Annotated in this window: 14 protein-coding genes; 7 read left to right on the top strand and 7 right to left on the bottom strand. The window is 37.1% G+C overall.

Annotated features, from left to right (window positions below; translation table 11 throughout):
• Nucleotides 1-50: 50 nt before the first annotated feature.
• Nucleotides 51-857, top strand: coding sequence for a nucleoside triphosphate pyrophosphohydrolase (gene mazG, locus ACJVDK_RS00350; protein ID WP_443938334.1), 807 nt, complete (start codon nt 51-53; stop codon nt 855-857).
• A gap of 3 nt (nt 858-860) precedes the next feature.
• Here mazG and ACJVDK_RS00345 read toward each other — a convergent pair whose 3' ends face one another.
• Nucleotides 861-1,241: a YchJ family protein gene (locus tag ACJVDK_RS00345; protein ID WP_443938333.1), complete on the bottom strand. Its 381-nt coding sequence runs from the start codon at nt 1,239-1,241 to the stop codon at nt 861-863.
• Between the two features lie 123 nt (nt 1,242-1,364).
• On the opposite strand from ACJVDK_RS00345, the gene truA reads away from it, so the two are divergent.
• Entirely contained in the window at nt 1,365-2,165 is an 801-nt protein-coding gene (gene truA, locus ACJVDK_RS00340) for a tRNA pseudouridine(38-40) synthase TruA (RefSeq protein ID WP_443938332.1), read from the top strand.
• A gap of 2 nt (nt 2,166-2,167) precedes the next feature.
• Here the strand turns inward: truA and ACJVDK_RS00335 are convergent, their stop codons facing one another.
• Nucleotides 2,168-3,388 carry an ABC transporter permease gene (locus ACJVDK_RS00335; RefSeq protein WP_443938331.1) on the bottom strand — a complete coding sequence of 407 codons (1,221 nt, stop codon included), beginning with the start codon at nt 3,386-3,388 and terminating at the stop codon, nt 2,168-2,170.
• Nucleotides 3,389-3,673: 285 nt separating this feature from the next.
• Here ACJVDK_RS00335 and ACJVDK_RS00330 point away from each other — a divergent pair, with 285 nt between their 5' ends.
• Both ACJVDK_RS00330 and ACJVDK_RS00325 read left to right on the top strand, forming a co-directional pair.
• Nucleotides 3,674-4,828: an exo-beta-N-acetylmuramidase NamZ family protein gene (locus tag ACJVDK_RS00330; protein ID WP_443940018.1), complete on the top strand. Its 1,155-nt coding sequence runs from the start codon at nt 3,674-3,676 to the stop codon at nt 4,826-4,828.
• 72 nt (nt 4,829-4,900) lie between these two features.
• Nucleotides 4,901-5,137, top strand: a complete 237-nt coding sequence (locus ACJVDK_RS00325; protein WP_443938330.1) for a hypothetical protein — start codon at nt 4,901-4,903, stop codon at nt 5,135-5,137.
• Between the two features lie 136 nt (nt 5,138-5,273).
• On the opposite strand, the gene ACJVDK_RS00320 is transcribed toward ACJVDK_RS00325, so the two are convergent.
• On the bottom strand, nt 5,274-6,320 hold the full coding sequence (locus tag ACJVDK_RS00320; protein ID WP_443938329.1) for a DNA topoisomerase IB: 1,047 nt from the start codon (nt 6,318-6,320) through the stop codon (nt 5,274-5,276).
• 122 nt (nt 6,321-6,442) lie between these two features.
• On the opposite strand from ACJVDK_RS00320, the gene fmt reads away from it, so the two are divergent.
• Complete coding sequence (fmt, locus tag ACJVDK_RS00315; protein ID WP_443938328.1) at nt 6,443-7,351, top strand: methionyl-tRNA formyltransferase; 909 nt, start codon at nt 6,443-6,445, stop codon at nt 7,349-7,351.
• Between the two features lie 25 nt (nt 7,352-7,376).
• Here fmt and ACJVDK_RS00310 read toward each other — a convergent pair whose 3' ends face one another.
• The gene (locus ACJVDK_RS00310) at nt 7,377-8,222 is read right to left on the bottom strand and encodes an aminotransferase class IV (protein ID WP_443938327.1); all 846 of its coding nucleotides are present in this window, start codon (nt 8,220-8,222) and stop codon (nt 7,377-7,379) included.
• 3 nt (nt 8,223-8,225) lie between these two features.
• Nucleotides 8,226-9,254, bottom strand: a complete 1,029-nt coding sequence (locus ACJVDK_RS00305; RefSeq protein WP_443938326.1) for an RluA family pseudouridine synthase — start codon at nt 9,252-9,254, stop codon at nt 8,226-8,228.
• A 408-nt stretch (nt 9,255-9,662) separates the two neighbouring features.
• Here ACJVDK_RS00305 and ACJVDK_RS00300 point away from each other — a divergent pair, with 408 nt between their 5' ends.
• Together ACJVDK_RS00300 and ACJVDK_RS00295 are read left to right on the top strand one after the other, a co-directional pair.
• Nucleotides 9,663-10,505: a 1-aminocyclopropane-1-carboxylate deaminase/D-cysteine desulfhydrase gene (locus ACJVDK_RS00300; RefSeq protein ID WP_443938325.1), complete on the top strand. Its 843-nt coding sequence runs from the start codon at nt 9,663-9,665 to the stop codon at nt 10,503-10,505.
• Nucleotides 10,506-10,637: 132 nt separating this feature from the next.
• Nucleotides 10,638-13,205: a M1 family metallopeptidase gene (locus ACJVDK_RS00295; protein WP_443938324.1), complete on the top strand. Its 2,568-nt coding sequence runs from the start codon at nt 10,638-10,640 to the stop codon at nt 13,203-13,205.
• A gap of 76 nt (nt 13,206-13,281) precedes the next feature.
• Here the strand turns inward: ACJVDK_RS00295 and ACJVDK_RS00290 are convergent, their stop codons facing one another.
• A complete protein-coding gene (locus tag ACJVDK_RS00290) occupies nt 13,282-16,407 on the bottom strand; it encodes a glycoside hydrolase family 2 TIM barrel-domain containing protein (RefSeq protein WP_443938323.1) in 3,126 nt (1,041 codons plus the stop codon).
• 818 nt (nt 16,408-17,225) lie between these two features.
• Nucleotides 17,226-19,997 carry a TonB-dependent receptor gene (locus tag ACJVDK_RS00285; protein WP_443938322.1) on the bottom strand — a complete coding sequence of 924 codons (2,772 nt, stop codon included), beginning with the start codon at nt 19,995-19,997 and terminating at the stop codon, nt 17,226-17,228.
• Nucleotides 19,998-20,007 lie beyond the last annotated feature (10 nt).

The following is a 20,007-nucleotide window of genomic DNA, read 5'->3' as shown; positions in this document are numbered from 1 at the left end:
TTAAATACCCAATCTTTTTTTGATATTTTTGCCCTTTAAACACTTTTATTATGCCCAACCACCCAATTCCAGCCTTTGCCCACAATCCAGCTGATGCGTTTTTACGACTACTTACCGTTTTAGATACCTTACGTACACAATGTCCTTGGGATAAAAAACAAACCATGGAAACCTTGCGTCATTTAACCATAGAGGAAACATACGAACTAAGCGACGCAATTTTAGATGGGGACATGGATGAAATAAAAAAGGAATTGGGCGATGTCATGATGCATTTGGTATTTTATTCGCGCATTGCATCCGAGACCAACACTTTTAACATAACCGATGTTTTAAACGGCGTTTGCGACAAATTAGTTAACCGCCATCCACACATTTATGGTGATGTCAATGTAGAAACGGAAGAGGATGTAAAACGCAATTGGGAACAAATAAAACTAAAAGAAGGCAACAAATCTGTTTTAGGAGGTGTTCCTGCTTCTCTACCCGCCTTAGTGAAAGCCGCTCGAATTCAAGAAAAAGCTCGCGGAGTAGGTTTCGATTGGGAGAATAAAAATCAAGTATGGGATAAAGTTGAAGAGGAATTAGAAGAGTTTAAAAACGAATTCAATGTACAAGAGAATAGTGCTATCGACAATGAAAAAGCCGAATCTGAATTTGGAGATTTACTGTTTTCACTCATAAATTATGCGCGTTTCATCAATATCAACCCCGAAAACGCCTTAGAAAAAACCAATAAAAAATTCATTAAACGCTTTCAGTACTTGGAAAGTAAAGCAAAAGAAAACGGAAAAGCCTTAAGCGACATGACTCTTGCTGAAATGGATGTATATTGGAACGAAGCCAAGAAACTCTAGTTTTTAATAGAATCGACCATCCAGGTAGTACCACTTTCCATCTTCTAAACGAAAGTTCGATTTTTCATGCAATACGGCCGGTCTATTTTTACTATCTACATAATGCGCTTTAAATTCAACAGTATCAAAATCGCTCAATAGAATCTCCAAACGGAGCCATTTAGTGTTTTTTGCGCTCGCTAAATAGGCTTTCTTCAAATTTCCTTGACGCTTGCTTACGTGTGTCGTATCGACCAAATAATCACCTTCATGCATCACAAATGCTGTGTAGCGCGAACGCATTAAGGCCTCGGCTGTAGGTGCAAAACGCATATTTAAATGATACAACTGACAACAGTTTGCATAATTTAAACCCGTTCCACAAGGACAAATAAGTTGATTCATTCCAAAAATTTCGAACACAAAAATAGGATTTAATATTTTTATACTGGTTTTTTACGTAAAATTGTCGAGGTTTTAATTCCTTTAAATTAGCAGGCAAAGCCGATAAATATTAACCTTATTTTTTTGAGATACTTTTTTCACATAGCCTATAACGGCCTACATTATAATGGTTGGCAGAAACAACCGGGAGCTGTTAGCGTTCAAGAGGTTATCGAAAAAGCGCTCTTTAGAATTTTCAAATCTCCTATTCCTATCATTGGTTGTGGCCGAACTGATGCACACGTACACGCCAGTCAGTTTTTCTTTCACGCGGATATAGAAACCGAATTTGAGTACGATTTAGCTTTTCGCTTAAACAAAGCCCTACCGGATAATATTGCTATTTTTGATATCATTCGCATGAACGGATTGCAACATGCGCGTTTTGATGCTGTTCAACGCAAATACGATTACTTTCTACATACCTATAAAGACCCTTTTTTAAATAACCAAAGTTCTTTTTACCTCGCTCCCAACCTCGATTTCAGCAAAATGAAGCAAGCGGTTAATTTATTGCCGCAATACAAAGATTATCGTGCATTTTGCACCACGCCCAACAAATACGAGCATACCATTTGCAACGTAATGGAAGCTGATTTATTCATCAATGCCAAAGGCGATAGAATGCGCTTTCACATTGCTAGCAACCGTTTTTTAAGTAAAATGATTCGCATTTTAATGGGTAAATTACTAAAAGTTGGCAAAAACGAAATGAGCGTTGAGGAGTTTGAACACCTGCTCATTTCATTAGAAACACCGAAGCTTTTAGATCCCGCACACCCTACCGGACTATATTTATCAAAAGTGACCTATCCCTACTTAAATCTTTCTCCGCGAAGCGATTTCATTTCGCATATGGAAGGCGTTGATTGGATTTCCGTATAGTTTTATTTAAAGCGAATGGCCTTCAAAGGGGATACTTTGCTAATGAGGAATGCCGGAAGAATTAAAATACCCAGGCACACAACCACCGTTAGCACATTCAACAGAAGAATATCCTCCAAATGAAATTCTATTGGCACATACGCCAAAAAATAAGAAGATTGGTCGAGCTTAAAAACATGGGTCATTTGCTGAAAAAAGCCTAAACCTAAGCCTAATACATTTCCCAACACTAAGCCAATTCCAATTAAATAAGCCGCATTGTACAAGAAAATACGCATGATACTGGCATTGGTAGCCCCAAAAGCCTTCAACATACCAATCATGTTGGTACGCTCCAAAATCATAATCAATAAAGCGGTAATCATGTTAATTACGCCTACGATCAACATTAAAATCAACAGCACACGTGTATTAATATCCAACAGGCTCAGCCAAGTAAATATGTTTGGAAAATTTTCCTTAATAGAAAATGAGCGAAGTGTGGTTGGCAAACTGGTATAAATGTCCTCGGCTACAGCATCCAGTTTAGAAAAATCTTTTATTTTAATTTCAATGCCTCCAACTTCGGTTGGCCCCAAATTGTTTAAGCGTTTAACGATGTTCATATCGCCTAAAACAAATGTTTTATCAATATCTTCTACCCCGATGTCGTAAACACCTACGATTTTAAATTTTCGCTTTCGTGGTGGATTTTGCACGAAATACATGATGAAATTATCGCCCGTTTTAAGCTTTAAACGTTTGGCTGTAAAATCCGATATCAGCAGCTCTTGCATTGCTGCGGCGCTATCAGCAAAATTGATAACACGACCGCTAATTAAATGCTTTTTAACATAATCCCATCGATAATCCTTATCTACCCCTTTAAAATTGATTCCTTCAATTTCTTCGTTTGCCGAAATAATACCTGGCTTGGTAGCAAATGGATAGAAATAGGCAATATTGGGGTTATTCTTTAAAAGCTGCACTGTACGCGCATCGAGCTCAAAAGGAGACAATTCATAGGAACTATTATTACTTAAGCGCGTAATCTGAACATCGCCTAAAAATCCACGTACTTTATCTTGAATCTCCGTTTTAAAACCTTTAATAATAGCCACCGAAAGCAACATAACCGCCAAGCTGAGCATTACCCCGGCAATTGCAATGCGCACAATTAGCTTTGAAAAAGTACGTTCTGATTTTATGGCTATACGCCCCGCTATGAAATATTCGAAATTCAAGTTGCTAAATTTGATGAAGAACAAAAATGCTCATTTCAATTGGATAATAAAAAAGCTAATGCGAAATAGCATCGGCAAATATTTTGTATCCATTTTATTGCTTAGGCAAAACCATATACACTCAAATTAAATTATATTTACACTTTATCTAACCCTTTCTTTAAAATGAAAAAATATTTCGGCTTAATTTTAAGTACTTTAATCAGCATTTCTGCCTGTGGTCAGCAACCTAAACCCTTGGATCAACAAGAGATTGGACGCAAAGGCCCAAATAAAAATAATTCCATGATTAAAGACGCTGTGAAGGCTCCTAATGGTTTAAAAACGGGCGCAGAACAAACCGAAAAATACCTGCCACTTTTAAAAGGAAAGCGAGTAGGTATGGTGGTAAACCCTACTTCTATCATTGGCAAGCAAACCTCTGTAGATAGCTTATTAAAACTGGGTGTTAAAGTGGTTAAAATATTTGGTCCTGAACATGGTTTTAGAGGCGATGCAAGTGCTGGCGTGAGTATCGATAACAGTGTGGATGCCAAAACAGGAATTAAAGCTATATCGTTATACGGAAAACACCATACCCCTACAACCGAAGATTTGGCTGATGTGGATATCATGATTTTTGATATTCAAGATGTTGGTGTCCGTTTTTACACCTACATTAATACCTTACAACATGTGATGGAAGCCTGCGCAGAAAACAAAAAGGAACTGCTCATTTTAGACCGTCCTAATCCGAATGGATATTTAATTGATGGTCCCATTTTAGACCCTAAATTCCAATCGGGTATTGGTGTACAGCCCATTCCTATTGCTCACGGACTAACGGTAGGCGAATATGCGCAAATGTTAAATGGCGAAGGCTGGTTAAAAAACAAAATAAAATGCAAAATTACCATCATAAAAAATACAAATTACACCCACGACATGGAGTATACCCTACCGGTAAAACCATCACCGAACTTAAATACCCAACAAGCTATTTTACTATATCCTACCACGTGTTTATTTGAGGGCACCTATTTAAATCATGGGCGTGGCACACAATTTCCTTTTACCGTAGTAGGAGCTCCTTATTTGAAAGGTAAATTTAATTTCAGTTACACACCAAAAAGCATTAAAGGCATGTCCGAAACCCCCTTGTTTCAAGATCAGGTTTGCTACGGATTGGATTTAAGAACATACGATACGGCAAAATTACGTCAAGCGAAAACCATTAACTTGGCTTGGATTATTGAATTGTACAAGGCATCGCCTAAAAAGGAGGATTTTTTCAATAGCAAATTGAGTAAAGAAATGGGAACCATTGAGCGTTTAGTAGGAGTTGCCGATTTTAGAGCACAAATCATCGCAGGCAAAACGGAGAAAGAAATTCGTGCCAGTTGGGAACCCGGCCTTAGCCAATACAAAACCATGCGCAAAAAGTATTTATTGTATAATTAGCCTTTTCAAACAAGATTTGTTCTTTTTTGTTAGTATTTAAATACATGGAGTCTATTGGCTATCGATTAAAAAATGACCAATAGAATTTTAAAAAGCAAAAATATGAGCGGTCCAAAGAAAAAAAGTGATAAGCCTGGCAGCAATTACGAAGAGGAAGTACCAAAAGGTAGAGAACCTGTTGATCATAAAACCGTTCGGAAACCTAATGATAGCACGCCAAACAAAGCGCCTAAATCTAAAAATCCGGCAAAAACGCGCGAACAAAGTGAACAACCAGTACACCCGATTAAAGATGCGCCAAAGGAATAATGTTGCTTATTTTTAGTACAAAACTTAAAGAAAAGGTCTTTTAAAACACCAAGACCAATTTCTTTGTTTCCGAATAATCTCGTTTCAGTGGCAAATGGAGTTCAACTGAAATGTAATTTTTGCCGCGAGACCACCGCTAAGAAGCTACATTCGATTTTAGAAATAACAGTAAGATTTTCTCATCGTGATCTAAACCTGCTTTACGAATACTCTTTTTGTTGTTCATTTTTTTCAAATAGCCATTCAAGGTATTGTTTTCGTATGCCTGAATTAATAAGGGATGTACATACGAACTTTTACAAACGGCACGAGTATTACCCAGTTTACTAGAAACGCAATCGAGCACGCGTATAATGTCTTTCTTTGGGTTTTCAGCAGAAGAATTCTCAAGGCCACATTTGGCAAATTGCCGTAAAGCCTCTAAAGTTCCTCCCCAGGTTCTAAAATCTTTGGCAGTAAAATCGCTTCCGGTAATTTCGCGAATATATTGATTGACTTTTCCAGAATCTATTCCTTTGCGTTCTTTCCCCTCTGTATAGTACTGAAACAATTGTTGACCGGGAATATCGCGGCATTTTTTCACCAACTGAGCCAACTGCTTATCTTTTATGATTAAGTCTTGCTTCACCCCCTTTTTCCCTATAAATTTTAAGCTGAGGGTGTTGTTGCTTATTTTAGCATGTTTATCTTGCAAGGTACTTAAACCGAAAGATCCATACAGCTGTTTATAGCTTTCATTACCAACACGAATAAAAGTTTTTTGAAGCACATCAACACAAATAGCCAATACTTTACGTTCATCCAAAGCTTTTCGTCGCAAATCTTTTTTCAGCAATTCTCGGGCATTTGGCAATGCTTTTCCAAACTCCAAAAGCCTAAAATATTTGGTATCCGAGCGTCTGCTAGTCCACTTAATATGATACTTATATTGTTTCCTACCAGCTGCATCTATACCCGTCACCTGCAAATACGCATTTGGTTTGGTAGCAATCCACACATTCTGCCAGGCAGGTGGAATAACCAGTTTCTTTATACGTTCTAAATCCTTCGCGTTCGTAATTTTGTTTCCTTTACTGTCGATATAGTAAAATCTACCTGCAGTACCTTTTCGGTGTATGCCTTGCATCGAATCGGTGACATAAACCAAACCATTTTCTTGAACGACCTCTTTTCCTTGCACCATTTTTACCTGTCGGGATAATTTATTTTTTAGTTATTTTGCACCACAGAATTTAACCACTGGAAACTACAACCTAGTTGGTGTCGGCCAGTTGTTAATCATTTTTTTTAAAAGAACAGCACAATATGAAAATAGTTTTTATGGGTACGCCCGATTTTGCCGTAGCCTCTTTAAATGCATTAGTACAAGCCAATTTTGATGTTGTTGCCGTGGTTACAGCACCCGATAAACCGGCCGGACGTGGACAAAAATTAAGTGAAAGTGCCGTAAAAAAATACGCTGTTGAAAAAGGGATTCCGGTTTTACAACCCGAAAAACTTAAAAACCCTGCATTTATTGAAGAATTAAAAGCTTTTAATGCCGATTTGCAAATTGTAGTCGCTTTTAGAATGCTACCCGAAATTGTTTGGAACATGCCTGCTAAAGGTACTATCAATTTACACGGTTCTTTATTACCACAGTATCGCGGGGCCGCTCCAATTAATCATGCTATCCTTAACGGCGAGAAAGAAAGTGGCGTTACAACCTTCTTTTTAAAACATGAAATTGATACCGGCGATATTATTTTAAGCGAACGTGTAGCTATTAACGATGATGAAACTGCGGGTGAGTTGCATGATAAATTAATGGAAATTGGTGCCGACTTGATTGTAAAAACAGTTAAAGCAGTTGAAAATGGAACGTATACGGAGCAACCGCAACCTGAAAATGCGACATTAAAACATGCTCCTAAAATTTTTAAAGAAGATTGCAAAATTGATTGGAACAAAACCACTCAAGAAGTTTACAACTTAATAAGAGGTTTAAGCCCGTATCCAACGGCCTTCACCTTTTTAAACGATAAAACACTCAAGATTTTTAATGCGGAAGTGATTGATGAAAAGCCCAGCATTCAACCTGGAGACTTTTTAAGCGATGGCAAAACATATTTAAAATACGCAACAGCAGATGGATTTTTAAAAATTACCGACTTACAGTATGAGGGTAAAAAAAGAATGCCTGTTGAAGACTTTTTAAGAGGAATGCGTTTTTAATACTTCCTTACAAACCTCACAGGTTTTAAAAACCTGTGAGGTTTAACTTCTCTACTAAAAATTTCGTAATCTCGTTAAAATAGCGTTTTCGGCCATACCCCATTACCCACTGAATACCCTGTGTGGCATTGGTAATAAAAACTTCATCGGCTTCTTTTAAAATTTCGGGATTGATTTGTGCCTCAATTAAAGGAATGTTATTCATTTTGGCCAATTGCATTACCACAGTGCGCATCACGCCTCCCACACAACCTTCACTTAGTGCTGGCGTATAAATTTTCTTATCGTACACCACAAACACATTGGCGCTAATACTTTCGCAGAGAAAGCCTCGCTGATTTAAAATCATGACCTCATCCAAACGATTTTGTGTTTTAAAAAGTCCGGCCATTACATACAACAAGGCATTAGACGTTTTAAAATTGGACAGCTTGTTGATGGGCTTGGTCATCTCATCATAGGCATCTACAATGAGTCCTTTGCTGTTTATTTCGTATTTATTGCTTTTTAAAGGAATTCCTTCGAGCACATAATTTGCAGTATTGTTTTCTGGAGTGTACACACCTGCACCTCCTCTATAAACAGATAAGCGAAAGCGTACATTGCCATTCCATTTATTGCGCTTTACTAAATCTGCTGTCTTTTGACGAAGAAAATAATTGTCCATTAAGGCATGGCCGTCAATTTTTAGGGCTTTCATTCCGGCAATTAAACGATCGGCGTGTAAATCTGCAAATTGCAGCGTATGGTTAATCATTCGCATGCTTTCAAACAATCCGTCGCCAAATTTAAAGCCGCGATTAGAGGCCGTTAAAAGTGGTGCATCAGCTAAATGGAATTCATCGTTAAATAAAAGATAGGGTTGAGACATAAATTAAGTGCCAGCGGTATAAGTTCTCCATTTAGTTAATGCTGCCGTAAAATCGGCCGGCAGTTGCGATTCAAAATGCATGTATTCTTTTGTCGTAGGGTGTATAAAACCCAATGTTTGAGCATGTAAGGCCTGGCGAGGCAACAATTCAAAACAGTTATCTACAAATTGTTTGTATTTATTAAACGTGGTTCCTTTCAAAATCTTATCGCCTCCGTACATAGCATCGTTAAATAGAGGATGGCCAATATGTTGCATGTGCGCACGAATTTGATGCGTACGGCCGGTTTCGAGTTGGCAGCTAATTAAGGTTACATAGCCCATCCGTTCTAAAACAGTGTAGTGGGTTACAGACCATTTTCCTTTCTCTTCGTCGTCATACACGTCCATTACACGGCGATCTTTGGCGCTTCGCCCGATGTATCCGGTTACGGTACCATCGTTTTCTACATCGCCCCAAACAAGCGCAATGTATTTACGCGTAATGTTATGATCGAAAAATTGTTTTGCCAAATGGGTAATCGATTTTTCGTTTTTACTAATCAACAGAAGTCCAGATGTATCCTTATCTATACGGTGCACCAAGCCAGGGCGCCCATCATTGCCGGGCAACTGCGGCAATTGCTCGAAATGGAAAGCCAACGCATTCACTAAAGTTCCCGTATAATTATTAAAGCCGGGATGTACCACCATACCCGCTACTTTGTTAACCACCAGTAAATCATTGTCTTCGTAAACTATATCGAGCGGTATATCTTCCGGATACACTTCTGTATCCCGAGGCGGATGAGGCAACACAATAGAAATCTCATCTAATGGCTTGACCTTGTAGCTGGATTTGACCTGTTTTTGGTTAACTAACACATTACCAGCATCTATCGCATTTTGTATGCGGTTGCGCGATGCATTCTCAATGCGAACCATCAAAAACTTATCTATACGCAATAAAGACTGTCCTTTATCGACAATTATCTTATAATGCTCATATAATTCTTGTTCTTCTGACTCTTGCAACTCGACCGCATTTTCCATGTTGCAAAAATAAACTTTTAACGCTAAGATTTTGACTGAATCATTCGATTGAAAAAAATAAATTTCACCCCTTTTTTTTGGGGGGTTGGTGTAAAAAAATACCACACAACTGTATGTGCAATTACTTTTGCCGTGTATTAAATTAAACGCTATATAAATTAAGGTTATGTTAATTCACCAATCAAAATTATGCATGAGTAAACTTTGGCTTGTTATTTGTTAATCATTTAATACCTAAAGATTATACTATGAAAAATTTTACAACGAACGTAAAGATTGTACTTAATTTCTTTCCGTATTTGATGCGGAAAATATATTTTAAGTAATTGAAACAAGAAAACACTTATTTTAATAAGTGTTTTTTTATTTTTGAGGGTGTTTGAAATTCTATACAGCCCCGTACAAAAATTGCATCTACCACCTTTTAAATCGCTTTACATAAAAAGAGACGATTTAATAGACCCGTACATTTCAGGCAATAAATGGCGAAAGCTGAAATACCTTTTAAAGAGCGCGGCAGAAAAGAAAAAAAATCATCTCGTAACTTTTGGTGGCGCTTATTCTAATCATTTATTGGCTACTGCCGCAGCTACGGCAAAAACGGGGTTAAAGGCTACTGCTTTTGTTCGTGGTGATGAAGTTGAAAACGAAACCTTACTTCTTTGTAAACTGTATGGTATGGAGCTCATTTTTACTGAGCGTGAGCAGTACAAAAACAAACAAGCTTTATTTGATGCATATTTTACTAAAAACCCAAATGCCTTTTTTATTGATGAAGGCGGGGCCTCTGATGAAGCCATTGAAGGTTGCAGTGAAATTATTGATGAACTTCCTGAAGTCTATGATTATATTTTTTGTGCGGCCGGAACAGGAACTACTGGCGCCGGTTTATTAAAAGGCTTGCTCAAACATGTATTACCCACTCAATTACACATTATTCCGGCTTTAAAAGGTGCAACTTTTATTCAAGATGAAATTGTAAAATGCATCGGCACCGAAAAGAACTTGCACGTTCACCTGGATTATCATTTTGGTGGATACGCTAAAACTACCCCAGAACTCTTCCAATTTATACAATTCTTCAGCAAGCAAACGGGCGTTTTAATAGACCCTGTTTACACCGCCAAAATGTTTTACGCCATCCATGACCTACAAAAAAAAGGAGAGATAGCTGCAGATGCAAAAATTTTAGCGCTTCATACGGGCGGTTTAATGGGTATTTTTGGGATGAAAGATAAATTTAATTTCTAATTTGTCGATTTTAGCAATCGTTTTTTGTTGCAAAGACATCCCTATAAAAGTAATTTTTAGCATTTTTGATTTTCAAGGAAACTGTTCTACTTGAACAATGCTTAAACGTATATACTTGCCAATTTAACCACTATGAAAACTTATTTTTACAGCATTTTTTTAGCCCTTCTTGCTTTTAATTCCCAAGCTCAAACAACTAAAAAAGGAGTTCCGATTGAAAACGGTGTTTCACTTGAATTGGCCAGCTATCGTAGTACTGCCTTTTCAAAGATTCAATACACATTAGGTTTTACTATTCCAGCAGACAAGAAAGCACCCATCCCCGCCAAAGAAAGTATTCAATTTGACCTGAAAAACATCGATCAACCACTGCAAATAGATTTTAAACAGGGCCCTGAATATGTAAAATCACTTCTTGTAAATGGAAAAAAAACAGCCATTTCACTTCAAAATGAACATATAATCATTCCGACAAAGCTTTTAAAAAAAGGACGTAATAAAGTTGATATTCAATTTACAGCTGGAAATGAATCGTTAAACCGAAACGATGAATATGTATATGCCCTATTCGTTCCGGAGCGAGCACGAACGGTTTTCCCTTGTTTTGATCAACCCGATTTAAAAGCAAATTTTCTCCTCAGCTTAACCGTTCCTAAAACTTGGAATGTTCTGGCAAATGCGCCGAAAAAAGATTCCATCACTAGCAAAACCACAACTACTTTTCATTTCGCAAATTCAGATAAATTACCCACATACTTATTTTCATTTACTGCCGGGAGATTTACGAAAATTAATCAGACTTTGAATGGCAGAAACTATGAATTTCTACACCGCGAAACAGATTCAGCAAAAATAAAGGCCAGTACAGATTCTGTTCTAATAGCGCATGATGATGCTTTTACCTTTTTAGAAGAATGGACAGGTATAAAATATCCCTTTCAAAAAGTAGGTTTTGTGGCTATCCCGGATTTCCAATTCGGAGGCATGGAACATCCGGGAGCAGTTGAGTACAAAGCTTCGAGCCTATTTTTAGATAACAGCGCCACCAAGAATCAATACAATAGCCGTTCAAATCTTATTTCGCACGAAACGGCACACATGTGGTTTGGCGATTTAGTGACTATGCAATGGTTTAACGATGTATGGATGAAAGAGGTTTTTGCCAATTTCATGGCCGACAAAGTAGCGAAAAAACGAATGGGAGAAGAACTCTTCAATTTAAAATTTCTTCAGGATCATCATCCCAATGCTTATTCAACCGACCGTACACAAGGAGCCAACCCAATCCGCCAACAATTGGACAATTTAAAAGATGCCGGCGCCATGTATGGTAATATTATCTATCATAAAGCACCAATTATGATGCGTCAATTGGAATTTTTAATGGGTGAAGAAAATTTCCAAAAGGGCATTCGGGAATATTTGAGTACGTATGCTAACAAAAATGCCACGTGGCCTGATTTAATTGCGATTCTCTCGAAATACTGCAAAGCCGATTTAAACGAATGGAATAAAGTTTGGGTAAATCAGCCCGGGAGACCCATCTTTGAGGCAAATATTGACTTTAAAGGAGGAAAAATTAGCACCTTTACCCTAATCCAACAAGCGGAGCGAAATGAAAAGAGCATTTGGCCTCAAAACTTTACCGTTGAACTGATTTATCCGCAAAGTACAAAAGTCCTCCCTGTAAACATGCTCGGAGAAAGCTTGCAACTGACGGAAGCGCTGGATCTACCTAAACCTTTGTACATTTTATTTAACGCAAATGGAATGGGTTATGGCATTTTCCCAACAGACAAAAATTTAAAAGGGAATGAATATAAACTTGAAAGTCCACTACAACGTGCAACGGCCTATATAAATGCTTATGAAAATATGCTTGCTGAAAAAGTTTATACACCCATTGAGCTACTTAAAACATTCAGCAAAAGCATTGAAAATGAAGAAAATGAAATGAATTTAAGCCTTTTAGGCGGATACATTGGCACGATATATTGGAACTTTCTATCACCGAAAGATCGTTCATCCGTTGTGGGGCAATTAGAAAATACCTTATGGAAAACATGTGAAAAGCAAACATTAGCAAATAACAAAAAAGTGGTGTTTAAAACCTTTCAAAACATTTATCTTTCTAATAAAGCCAGTGCATTGATGTATGCTATATGGAAAAACCAAAAAGCGCCAGAAGGAATCAAACTGCTTGAAGATGATTATACGTCATTGGCCTTAACTATCGCTTTAAAAAACGACACAGCAACTTCGGTATTACCCACTCAACTCGAAAGAATTAATAATGTTGACAGAAAAGCAAGGTTAAGCTTTATTATGCCTGCTTTATCACCTGAGCCAACCATCCGCGATCGTTTTTTTAATGGTTTAAGCAATGTTCAAAACCGCCAAAAAGAAGCATGGGTTGGCACAGCATTAAGTTTTTTAAATCATCCTCTTCGTCAAACCTACTCCATTATTCATTTGGAAGAAAGCTTAAACCTCCTCGAAGAAATACAAAAAACTGGTGATATATTTTTTCCAGACCATTGGCTAGAAGCTACTTTTGGCACCTATCAAAGCAAAACAGCGTATCAAATAGTTACCAATTTTTTATCGGCCCATCCTACTTACAGTCCTAGATTGAAGAATAAAATTTTACAAGCAACCGATAACTTGTATCGTGCGCAAAAATTAGTCAACACGAATTAAACAAAATCCACAGGTTAAGAAATATTTCGCTTAACCTGTGAATTTTCTGAAGACCATGCCTACCTGTTTTCGCTTCTTATTTTGTAGCGTTTATCAATTTCACTACGTACGAATAGCTGTATTTTTTTGCCTTTAGTAAGTAAGGCTCATGCGGATAGGCACCCCAGCTGTCATCACCTCCAACACCACGTTGTTTTAAATCGATGGATAGAAATACCTCTTTTCTAATCGGCAACGAAGTTGGGTGCTGTTGTTTTTTAGTCGCCCCTGGATCTAAGTCTTCCGTACGGTGATGAATGGCTGTAAAAGCTACAGGCTGCATACCGCTTATCATTACTCCATTTCCCGCATCATCGGTTAAAGAAACCCATCGCACATCTGTTTTATTCCCGCTTTCTTGCGGACGGATGTAATCTTTGAAAAATTGATTCTCAACGTTATCCTCATAAACACCTATAAACGAAGCGGTTTTACGGTCATCGTAATTTTCATACGGACCCCTGCCATAATACGTTAAGTGATCAAACTTTTGATCCAGCATCGTTCTCATCCCAAAACGCGGCATTTCTGGCAAATTACGCCCTTGTAAATCCATCGATGCTGTTATTTTAATACTTCCATCCTTTTGAATCAAATAGGTAATACTGTACGGAACGGCAATATTTGCCAGTTCATAATCAACTTTAATAACCAAGCCACTATCGCTTTGCGTGGAAACATCCACGTGCTTAAGACGCTTGTTTTCGTGCGCGGAGCGCCATACGCTTAATTTTGCTGGCATTCCGTTTCCAAAATCATTATCGGTAGGTGCTCTCCAAAAATAAGGCTCTGGGAAATTTTTCAAAGGCTGATTGTTGCCCAAAACATATTTGGTAAACTGTCCTTTATTGGTATCAAACTCACCCGAAACATCGCCAGCTTTGAATTGCAGTTTTGTTCCTTCAAGCGTTGTTTTAAGTATATTTTCTGATTTATCCTCCTTTGCAAAATAATTTCCAGCATACTGAAATTGTTCTTTGGCAACCTCAAATCCAGCACGAAGTGCTAAACTTTCTTTTTTGGTATACGCAAACACGTTGAAGAAAAACTCCGTTCCAGCTATAGCCTTAAACATGGGCAAACTTAAATGTATAGTCTTTTTAGTATGCGGAGCAAGCGCTAAATCGAAGGTTCCCTCTTTGATCTTTTTCCCGTTGGATAGTAACTCCCATTTAAAAGCATAATCAGCCAGATTATTGAAATCGAAATTATTTTCAATGGTTAAACTTCCTTTCGAAATATCCTCTGAGGAGAATAAAATATTTTGATACACTTTTTTAACCTCGTAATAACCCGGATGCGGCACTCTATTGGCCGAAATTAATCCATTGGCACAAAAATTTTCGTCATTTTGAAGGTTAAAGCCGCCCAAATCGCCGCCGTAGGCCCAAAAAGTTTGACCATTGATATCTTTTGTTTTGATGCCTTGATCTACCCAATCCCAAATAAAACCACCTTGCATGTGCTTACTCGAACGGATAATATCAAAATATGTTTGAAAATTACCACTGCTATTTCCCATCGCATGCGCATACTCGCACATAATAAAGGGTCTAGTTTTCGTTTGATCTTCTGCATATTTTTTCATGCGTTCCACCCGCGGATACATCGGGCAAACTATATCGGTATTCCAATCTTCTCCTGCTTGCTCAAATTGAACCGGTCTGCTCGTATCTCTTGCTTTAATCCATTTGTAATTGTCATGAAAAACAGGGCCATTTCCACACTCATTACCTAGCGACCAAATAATCACCGATGGATGATTTTTATCGCGCTCCACCATGCGTACAGTGCGATCTTTATGTGCGGGTGCCCATTCTGGTAAATAAGCGGGGTGCACGCCTTTATCGGCAATGTGCTGAAACTCTGCACCCATGCCATGTGTTTCTATGTTTGCTTCATTTACTACATACAAGCCATATTCATCGCATAGCTTATACCACAATTCATCGTTCGGATAATGCGATAATCGCACCGAATTTACATTGGCCTCTTTCATCAATTTAATGTCTTTCAGCATCAGTTCGCGGCTGGTAGTATGGCCAGTAACCTCATCATGCTCATGGCGGTTCACACCGTGTACTTCAGTAGCTACCCCATTAATCAACAATTGTGCATTTTTAATCTCTACTTTTCTAAAACCTACCTTTGCACTTACCATACCTAGTGTTTGTCCCTTTTCATCCTCTAAACTTACTACACACGCATACAAATTAGGTTGTTCAGCACTCCATTTTAAAGGGTTACTCACTTGAGCGGCCATCTTTACCGTCTGAATTGAGTCTTTTGAAACCTTAAAATTTTGTGTCTTATTGATAAGCGTTTTACCTTGAGCATCTAGCAATTTTAGTTTTACTGTGCCACCTGCTTGCGCCACGCCCGTAAATTTACGTACATCAATCTCGGCGCTGAACAAACCATTTTTATAAGTTCCGTCTAAATCTGCCTTCAAAAAATAATCCCAAATTGAAAGTTTTGGCAAAGCAAAAAGATATACATTCCTTTCAATACCACTGAGGCGCCAAAAATCTTGATCTTCTAAATAACTACCGTCGTGCCAACGAAAAACCTGTACCGCCAATTGGTTATTTCCCCCCTTTAAGTAGGGTGTTATATTAAATTCAGCTGGAGTTTTCGAAGCTTTGGTAAGCCCTACTTTTTTCCCGTTTACATAGATAAAAGCACAACCAGAAATCGAACCGAAATGAATAAAGGTTTCTTTATTTTTCCAATCAGCGGGAACAGTAAACGTTTTTCTATACGTTCCAACAGGGTTGTTTTCACCAACAAAAGGTAGATTTTTAGGAAAAGGGTATACTATATTGGTGTAAATCGGGATTCCAAAACCTTGCAATTCCCAATTAGAAGGGACAGTGATATTCGACCAAGAGGCATCATTCAAATTTTCTGCATAAAAATTTTGTATTCTATCGGCATATTTGTCTACATAGATAAATTTCCAGGATCCATTTAGTGATTGGTAATTAGTAGACTTTGCGTAATCATCTGCAAGTGCTGCTTTTTCTGTATCGAACAATACAAATGGAACATGGGCAGCTTCCTTCCCTTGATCAACAATGGAAGGATTTTCCCAGACATTTCTTTGTGCTTTTGCCTGTATAAAACCGGCCAAAAACAACAGCATAAATAGTTTAAATTTCATGTATTAAATGTATACCGTAAAAGATTAATATTGGTTAATTGATTTTCTTAATCTCAAAAGACACATCTATTCCAAAACACAGTTGCTACAACGAGTAGTGTTTCCTTCAAGCAAAAAATTTTTCCAAATTAGTCATTTTGAAATTAACTGTCAAACACACATTTATTTACAAGAGTTCTATACGTTGTAAGATTGGCTTCCAAATATCATGAGAACACAAAGTGTATACGGCATCTCTTTCAGGTGATGAACTTGAAGGCAATTCCCCGAAAAAGAATCTGAGCTAGGCTAATTCAGCCCATTATAAATACCCATATTCTACTCAAAGTTGTTAAAATAAACCGTCCCTGAACTGGTATGACAGGCTTACATCACCTATATTTAGATGTGCAGTGGATTTATATATTTGCTTGCAATTATTGATGTGATGGCCATAAACCGTAGGCCGGGGTATTTCTAATAACATGATTGTGGAATGGTGCCAAGAAATTTTACTGGAAACGATACAAGAAAACGGGGTTCCTCAGATATCCGATACCTATCAAGGATCACAGTTCTCCAGCCGGATCTTTATTAATGCATTAAAAGATAATGGGTAATTATATCAACGGGTGGAAAAGCAAGGGCACTGGATAATGTATTTAACACTACGATAATATTTACACCCTGGGCTCAGCCAATTATTATTTCACGTAACGAACTGATTTCACATTTTTTTACATCCAACAAATTTAAAAGAATTATAGATGGCCAAGAAAAATTATCCTTATAGTGTATCAATACACGCAAACGTTAGTCTTTGGTTTCAGTACTTTTTATTATTCTACTATTATAGGACTACCACTTCCAGTTCTACCTGCCCCTGCGCCGTATTTACTCTTTCCCCAAATTTGAGGTTGCCATGAGAATTGAAGTAAGTAATACCTGCTTTCAGGATTTGTTACCCTATTAATGTAACCTGAATTGGTACTAGAATAGCCAATTACTGCATTTTGCTTTGCTAAATCCATTACAGCTAAACTTATTATTGCAGTCCGGTTTTTCAATATTCTTTTTTCAATATTCGCATTAACAACAAATGGAGAAGTATTGCGCACTACATTTGTTGTTTGATACAAAGATTGGGTTAAAGTTGAAGCAAAAGACCAATCCTTAGGCATAAATACGGCTATTTTTAAATCGGCAGAAAAATTGCGATTATAGGTTTTGGCTGCGGTACCCATTGCCAATGAGTTCATATCTACCACACTAGAATACCTAATTTCGGGAGTAAGTTCTAACCATTTAAGAGAGCCGTAAAAGCTAGAGAGTTTATAGTTTTGATTCGTCGAATTTCTGTTTTCAATTTTACCCTCCGCAAAATAAGGAAATTGTCCTTTGACAAAAAATCCCGAAAAATTTAAGGTTGTGTTGATTTTTTGTAATGTCTTAGTCAAGCTTAATTGATTTGTATAACTTTGATACCCATTTATGTTCGCATAGGAATTAACCGTAGTAAAAACCTGACTATTAGGATCTATCAAGATTGACCGGTTTACTGTAACCAGGTTATTAATTAAATTCAGCGATGCTGTAATGGAAGCATTTAGTTTCAACTTTTTAAAGTAATTACTATACGTAACACTATAAATCATTTGCTTACTGTTCTCTAAATCGGGATTACCAACTTGTATTTGATAAGGAGTAAGATAAAAACGACTTGGATTAAGTTGATTCAATTGAGGTTGAGTAAATAAGCTATTAACCCTCAAATCTATTTTACCAACTTTTTTATTAAAATAACCGACGGCCAAACTTGGCTCAGCAAAAAAATCAGATCGTGAAACCGGTGATCCCTCCTCCATTAATTTCCCTCTTAACCATTGGTTTTTCACCTTAATTGCCGGGCTTAAATAAAAACCATTTGTAAAATTATATTCAACCGAAATTTTTAAAGGGATAATTGTTTTATTTTCTTGTTGATAGTTGCTTAAATCTGAATTAAAAACTGACTCAAAATCGTCTATCAAATACGCTTTGATATCTCTTAACGAATACGTATTTGACGGCATAAATTCGCCCTGAACTTTCATCTTTTTACTATAACTCCAAGTTAAAAGATTAGTAAGGGTGTTTGTTAAACTAAAATCCGTTGATTGCTTAAACTGACTTAAAGTACTATCCGGCTTTAAATCTATATCTTGTGTAGAAAAAATATCAATTTTATCATCTTCTTTTGCTTTCCCATTCGTAAGACTACTATTAATATTTGAACTAAACCTTAACTTTTCACTAATCGTTTGCCCGAAAGTTCCATTAAAACTATACGAAAATGTTTTACTACGTCTAGCCGTTAATTCTTGAGTAAAATTATTTACTATTCCGTTTTGAAGAAAGCTATTATTCCCTTCATTATATTTTTCGTTATAGGCAATTTGAATGTTTCCATTTATATTTCTTGTATTTTTTGAAGAATAATTAAAAAAACCATTTAATGTATGTCTATTTGATTGGACATTTTCTTGATCGTTCTGTTCTTTGCTTAAATTTCCTTGACTATAATAATCTTCTGAAAACGTTTTGGTAGTGGTGGATAGATTTTGGTTTGTAAAATTATAATTCGGAGAAAAGCTGAACTTCCCAATTTTTACCGATTTGGACAAACCCGCAGTAATATTTTTACTCTTTCCCGAGGACACATTCGAGCTACTTGGAATCATCATATTGCCTAGCGTTCCAGGTATTTTGGTAGGATTTAAACCCATTGGATTCTCGTCATATCCAGCATTTGCACTCAACTGATCGGCTGCATCAATTCTTCTTATTGAACCCTTTGTTGCTAAGCGACCTGAGGAGCCTTCAGACAAAGATCCGTTATACATTTTTCCAGCGGATTTACCGGGCTTAGTAACAATATTAAGTACTTTAACACTCTCCTCTGTTTTAATACTTTTTGAGCCTAAAGTAGTCGCATTTTGATCTATAATCTGAATACGTTCCACAATATCGGCTGGTAGTTCTTTAATAGCATCCTTTACACTTCCATCGAAATAGTTCGAATTATTTAAAAGTGCCTTAACCACACGCTCGCCATTGTAAAAAACAGAGCCTTCTGAATCAATTGTAATGCCTTCCATTCGTTTAAGTAAATCACCCAATCGGGCATAATTACGTACGATGTAATCACTTGCCCAAAATTCGGTAGTATCTCCTTTAACAGCTGGTCCTCTTATTCCTTTGATTGTCACGGCTTCTAATTCCAAAGCTTTTCCTCCTAATTGTATGGGGGGTATTGAAATTTGTGCTTTGGTATCGTTATTAAAATATTTTTTATTGTAAGGTGAATAACCCAGAACTTTGACTTGGAGTAAAAATTCAGCCGATTTGACTCCTTTAAAGCCCCAATAACCCACCGCGTTCGTTTGTGTTTTCAGGGTATCCTTTTCAGAAATCAAAGAAATTGTCGCATTAACAATTGGTGCATTTAAAGAATCGCGAAGAATACCCGAAACGTTTCTTTTAGCTAATGGTATAGTTTGAGCAGAAAGTTGAAAGCTTAAAATAATAAAATTGGCAAAAAGCAGGAAGCTAAAATATATTTTGAGATGCATTAAAATTAGG

Source organism: Pedobacter paludisoli (genome assembly GCF_052344095.1).
Lineage (GTDB): Bacteria > Bacteroidota > Bacteroidia > Sphingobacteriales > Sphingobacteriaceae > Pedobacter.
The sequence above is the reverse complement of the archived record's forward strand: the minus strand, read 5'-3'. Positions and strand labels throughout refer to the sequence as shown.

Excerpts from the sequence above, each read along its gene's own strand:
- ACJVDK_RS00290 (WP_443938323.1), bottom strand. The coding sequence starts at position 16,407 with ATGAAATTTAAACTATTTATGCTGTTGTTTTTGGCCGGTTTTATACAG.
- ACJVDK_RS00345 (WP_443938333.1), bottom strand. The coding sequence starts at position 1,241 with ATGAATCAACTTATTTGTCCTTGTGGAACGGGTTTAAATTATGCAAAC.
- ACJVDK_RS00320 (WP_443938329.1), bottom strand. The coding sequence starts at position 6,320 with ATGGTGCAAGGAAAAGAGGTCGTTCAAGAAAATGGTTTGGTTTATGTC.
- ACJVDK_RS00295 (WP_443938324.1), top strand. The coding sequence starts at position 10,638 with ATGAAAACTTATTTTTACAGCATTTTTTTAGCCCTTCTTGCTTTTAAT.
- ACJVDK_RS00285 (WP_443938322.1), bottom strand. The coding sequence starts at position 19,997 with ATGCATCTCAAAATATATTTTAGCTTCCTGCTTTTTGCCAATTTTATT.
- fmt (WP_443938328.1), top strand. The coding sequence starts at position 6,443 with ATGAAAATAGTTTTTATGGGTACGCCCGATTTTGCCGTAGCCTCTTTA.
- ACJVDK_RS00325 (WP_443938330.1), top strand. The coding sequence starts at position 4,901 with ATGACCAATAGAATTTTAAAAAGCAAAAATATGAGCGGTCCAAAGAAA.
- mazG (WP_443938334.1), top strand. The coding sequence starts at position 51 with ATGCCCAACCACCCAATTCCAGCCTTTGCCCACAATCCAGCTGATGCG.
- ACJVDK_RS00330 (WP_443940018.1), top strand. The coding sequence starts at position 3,674 with ATGATTAAAGACGCTGTGAAGGCTCCTAATGGTTTAAAAACGGGCGCA.
- ACJVDK_RS00305 (WP_443938326.1), bottom strand. The coding sequence starts at position 9,254 with ATGGAAAATGCGGTCGAGTTGCAAGAGTCAGAAGAACAAGAATTATAT.
- ACJVDK_RS00310 (WP_443938327.1), bottom strand. The coding sequence starts at position 8,222 with ATGTCTCAACCCTATCTTTTATTTAACGATGAATTCCATTTAGCTGAT.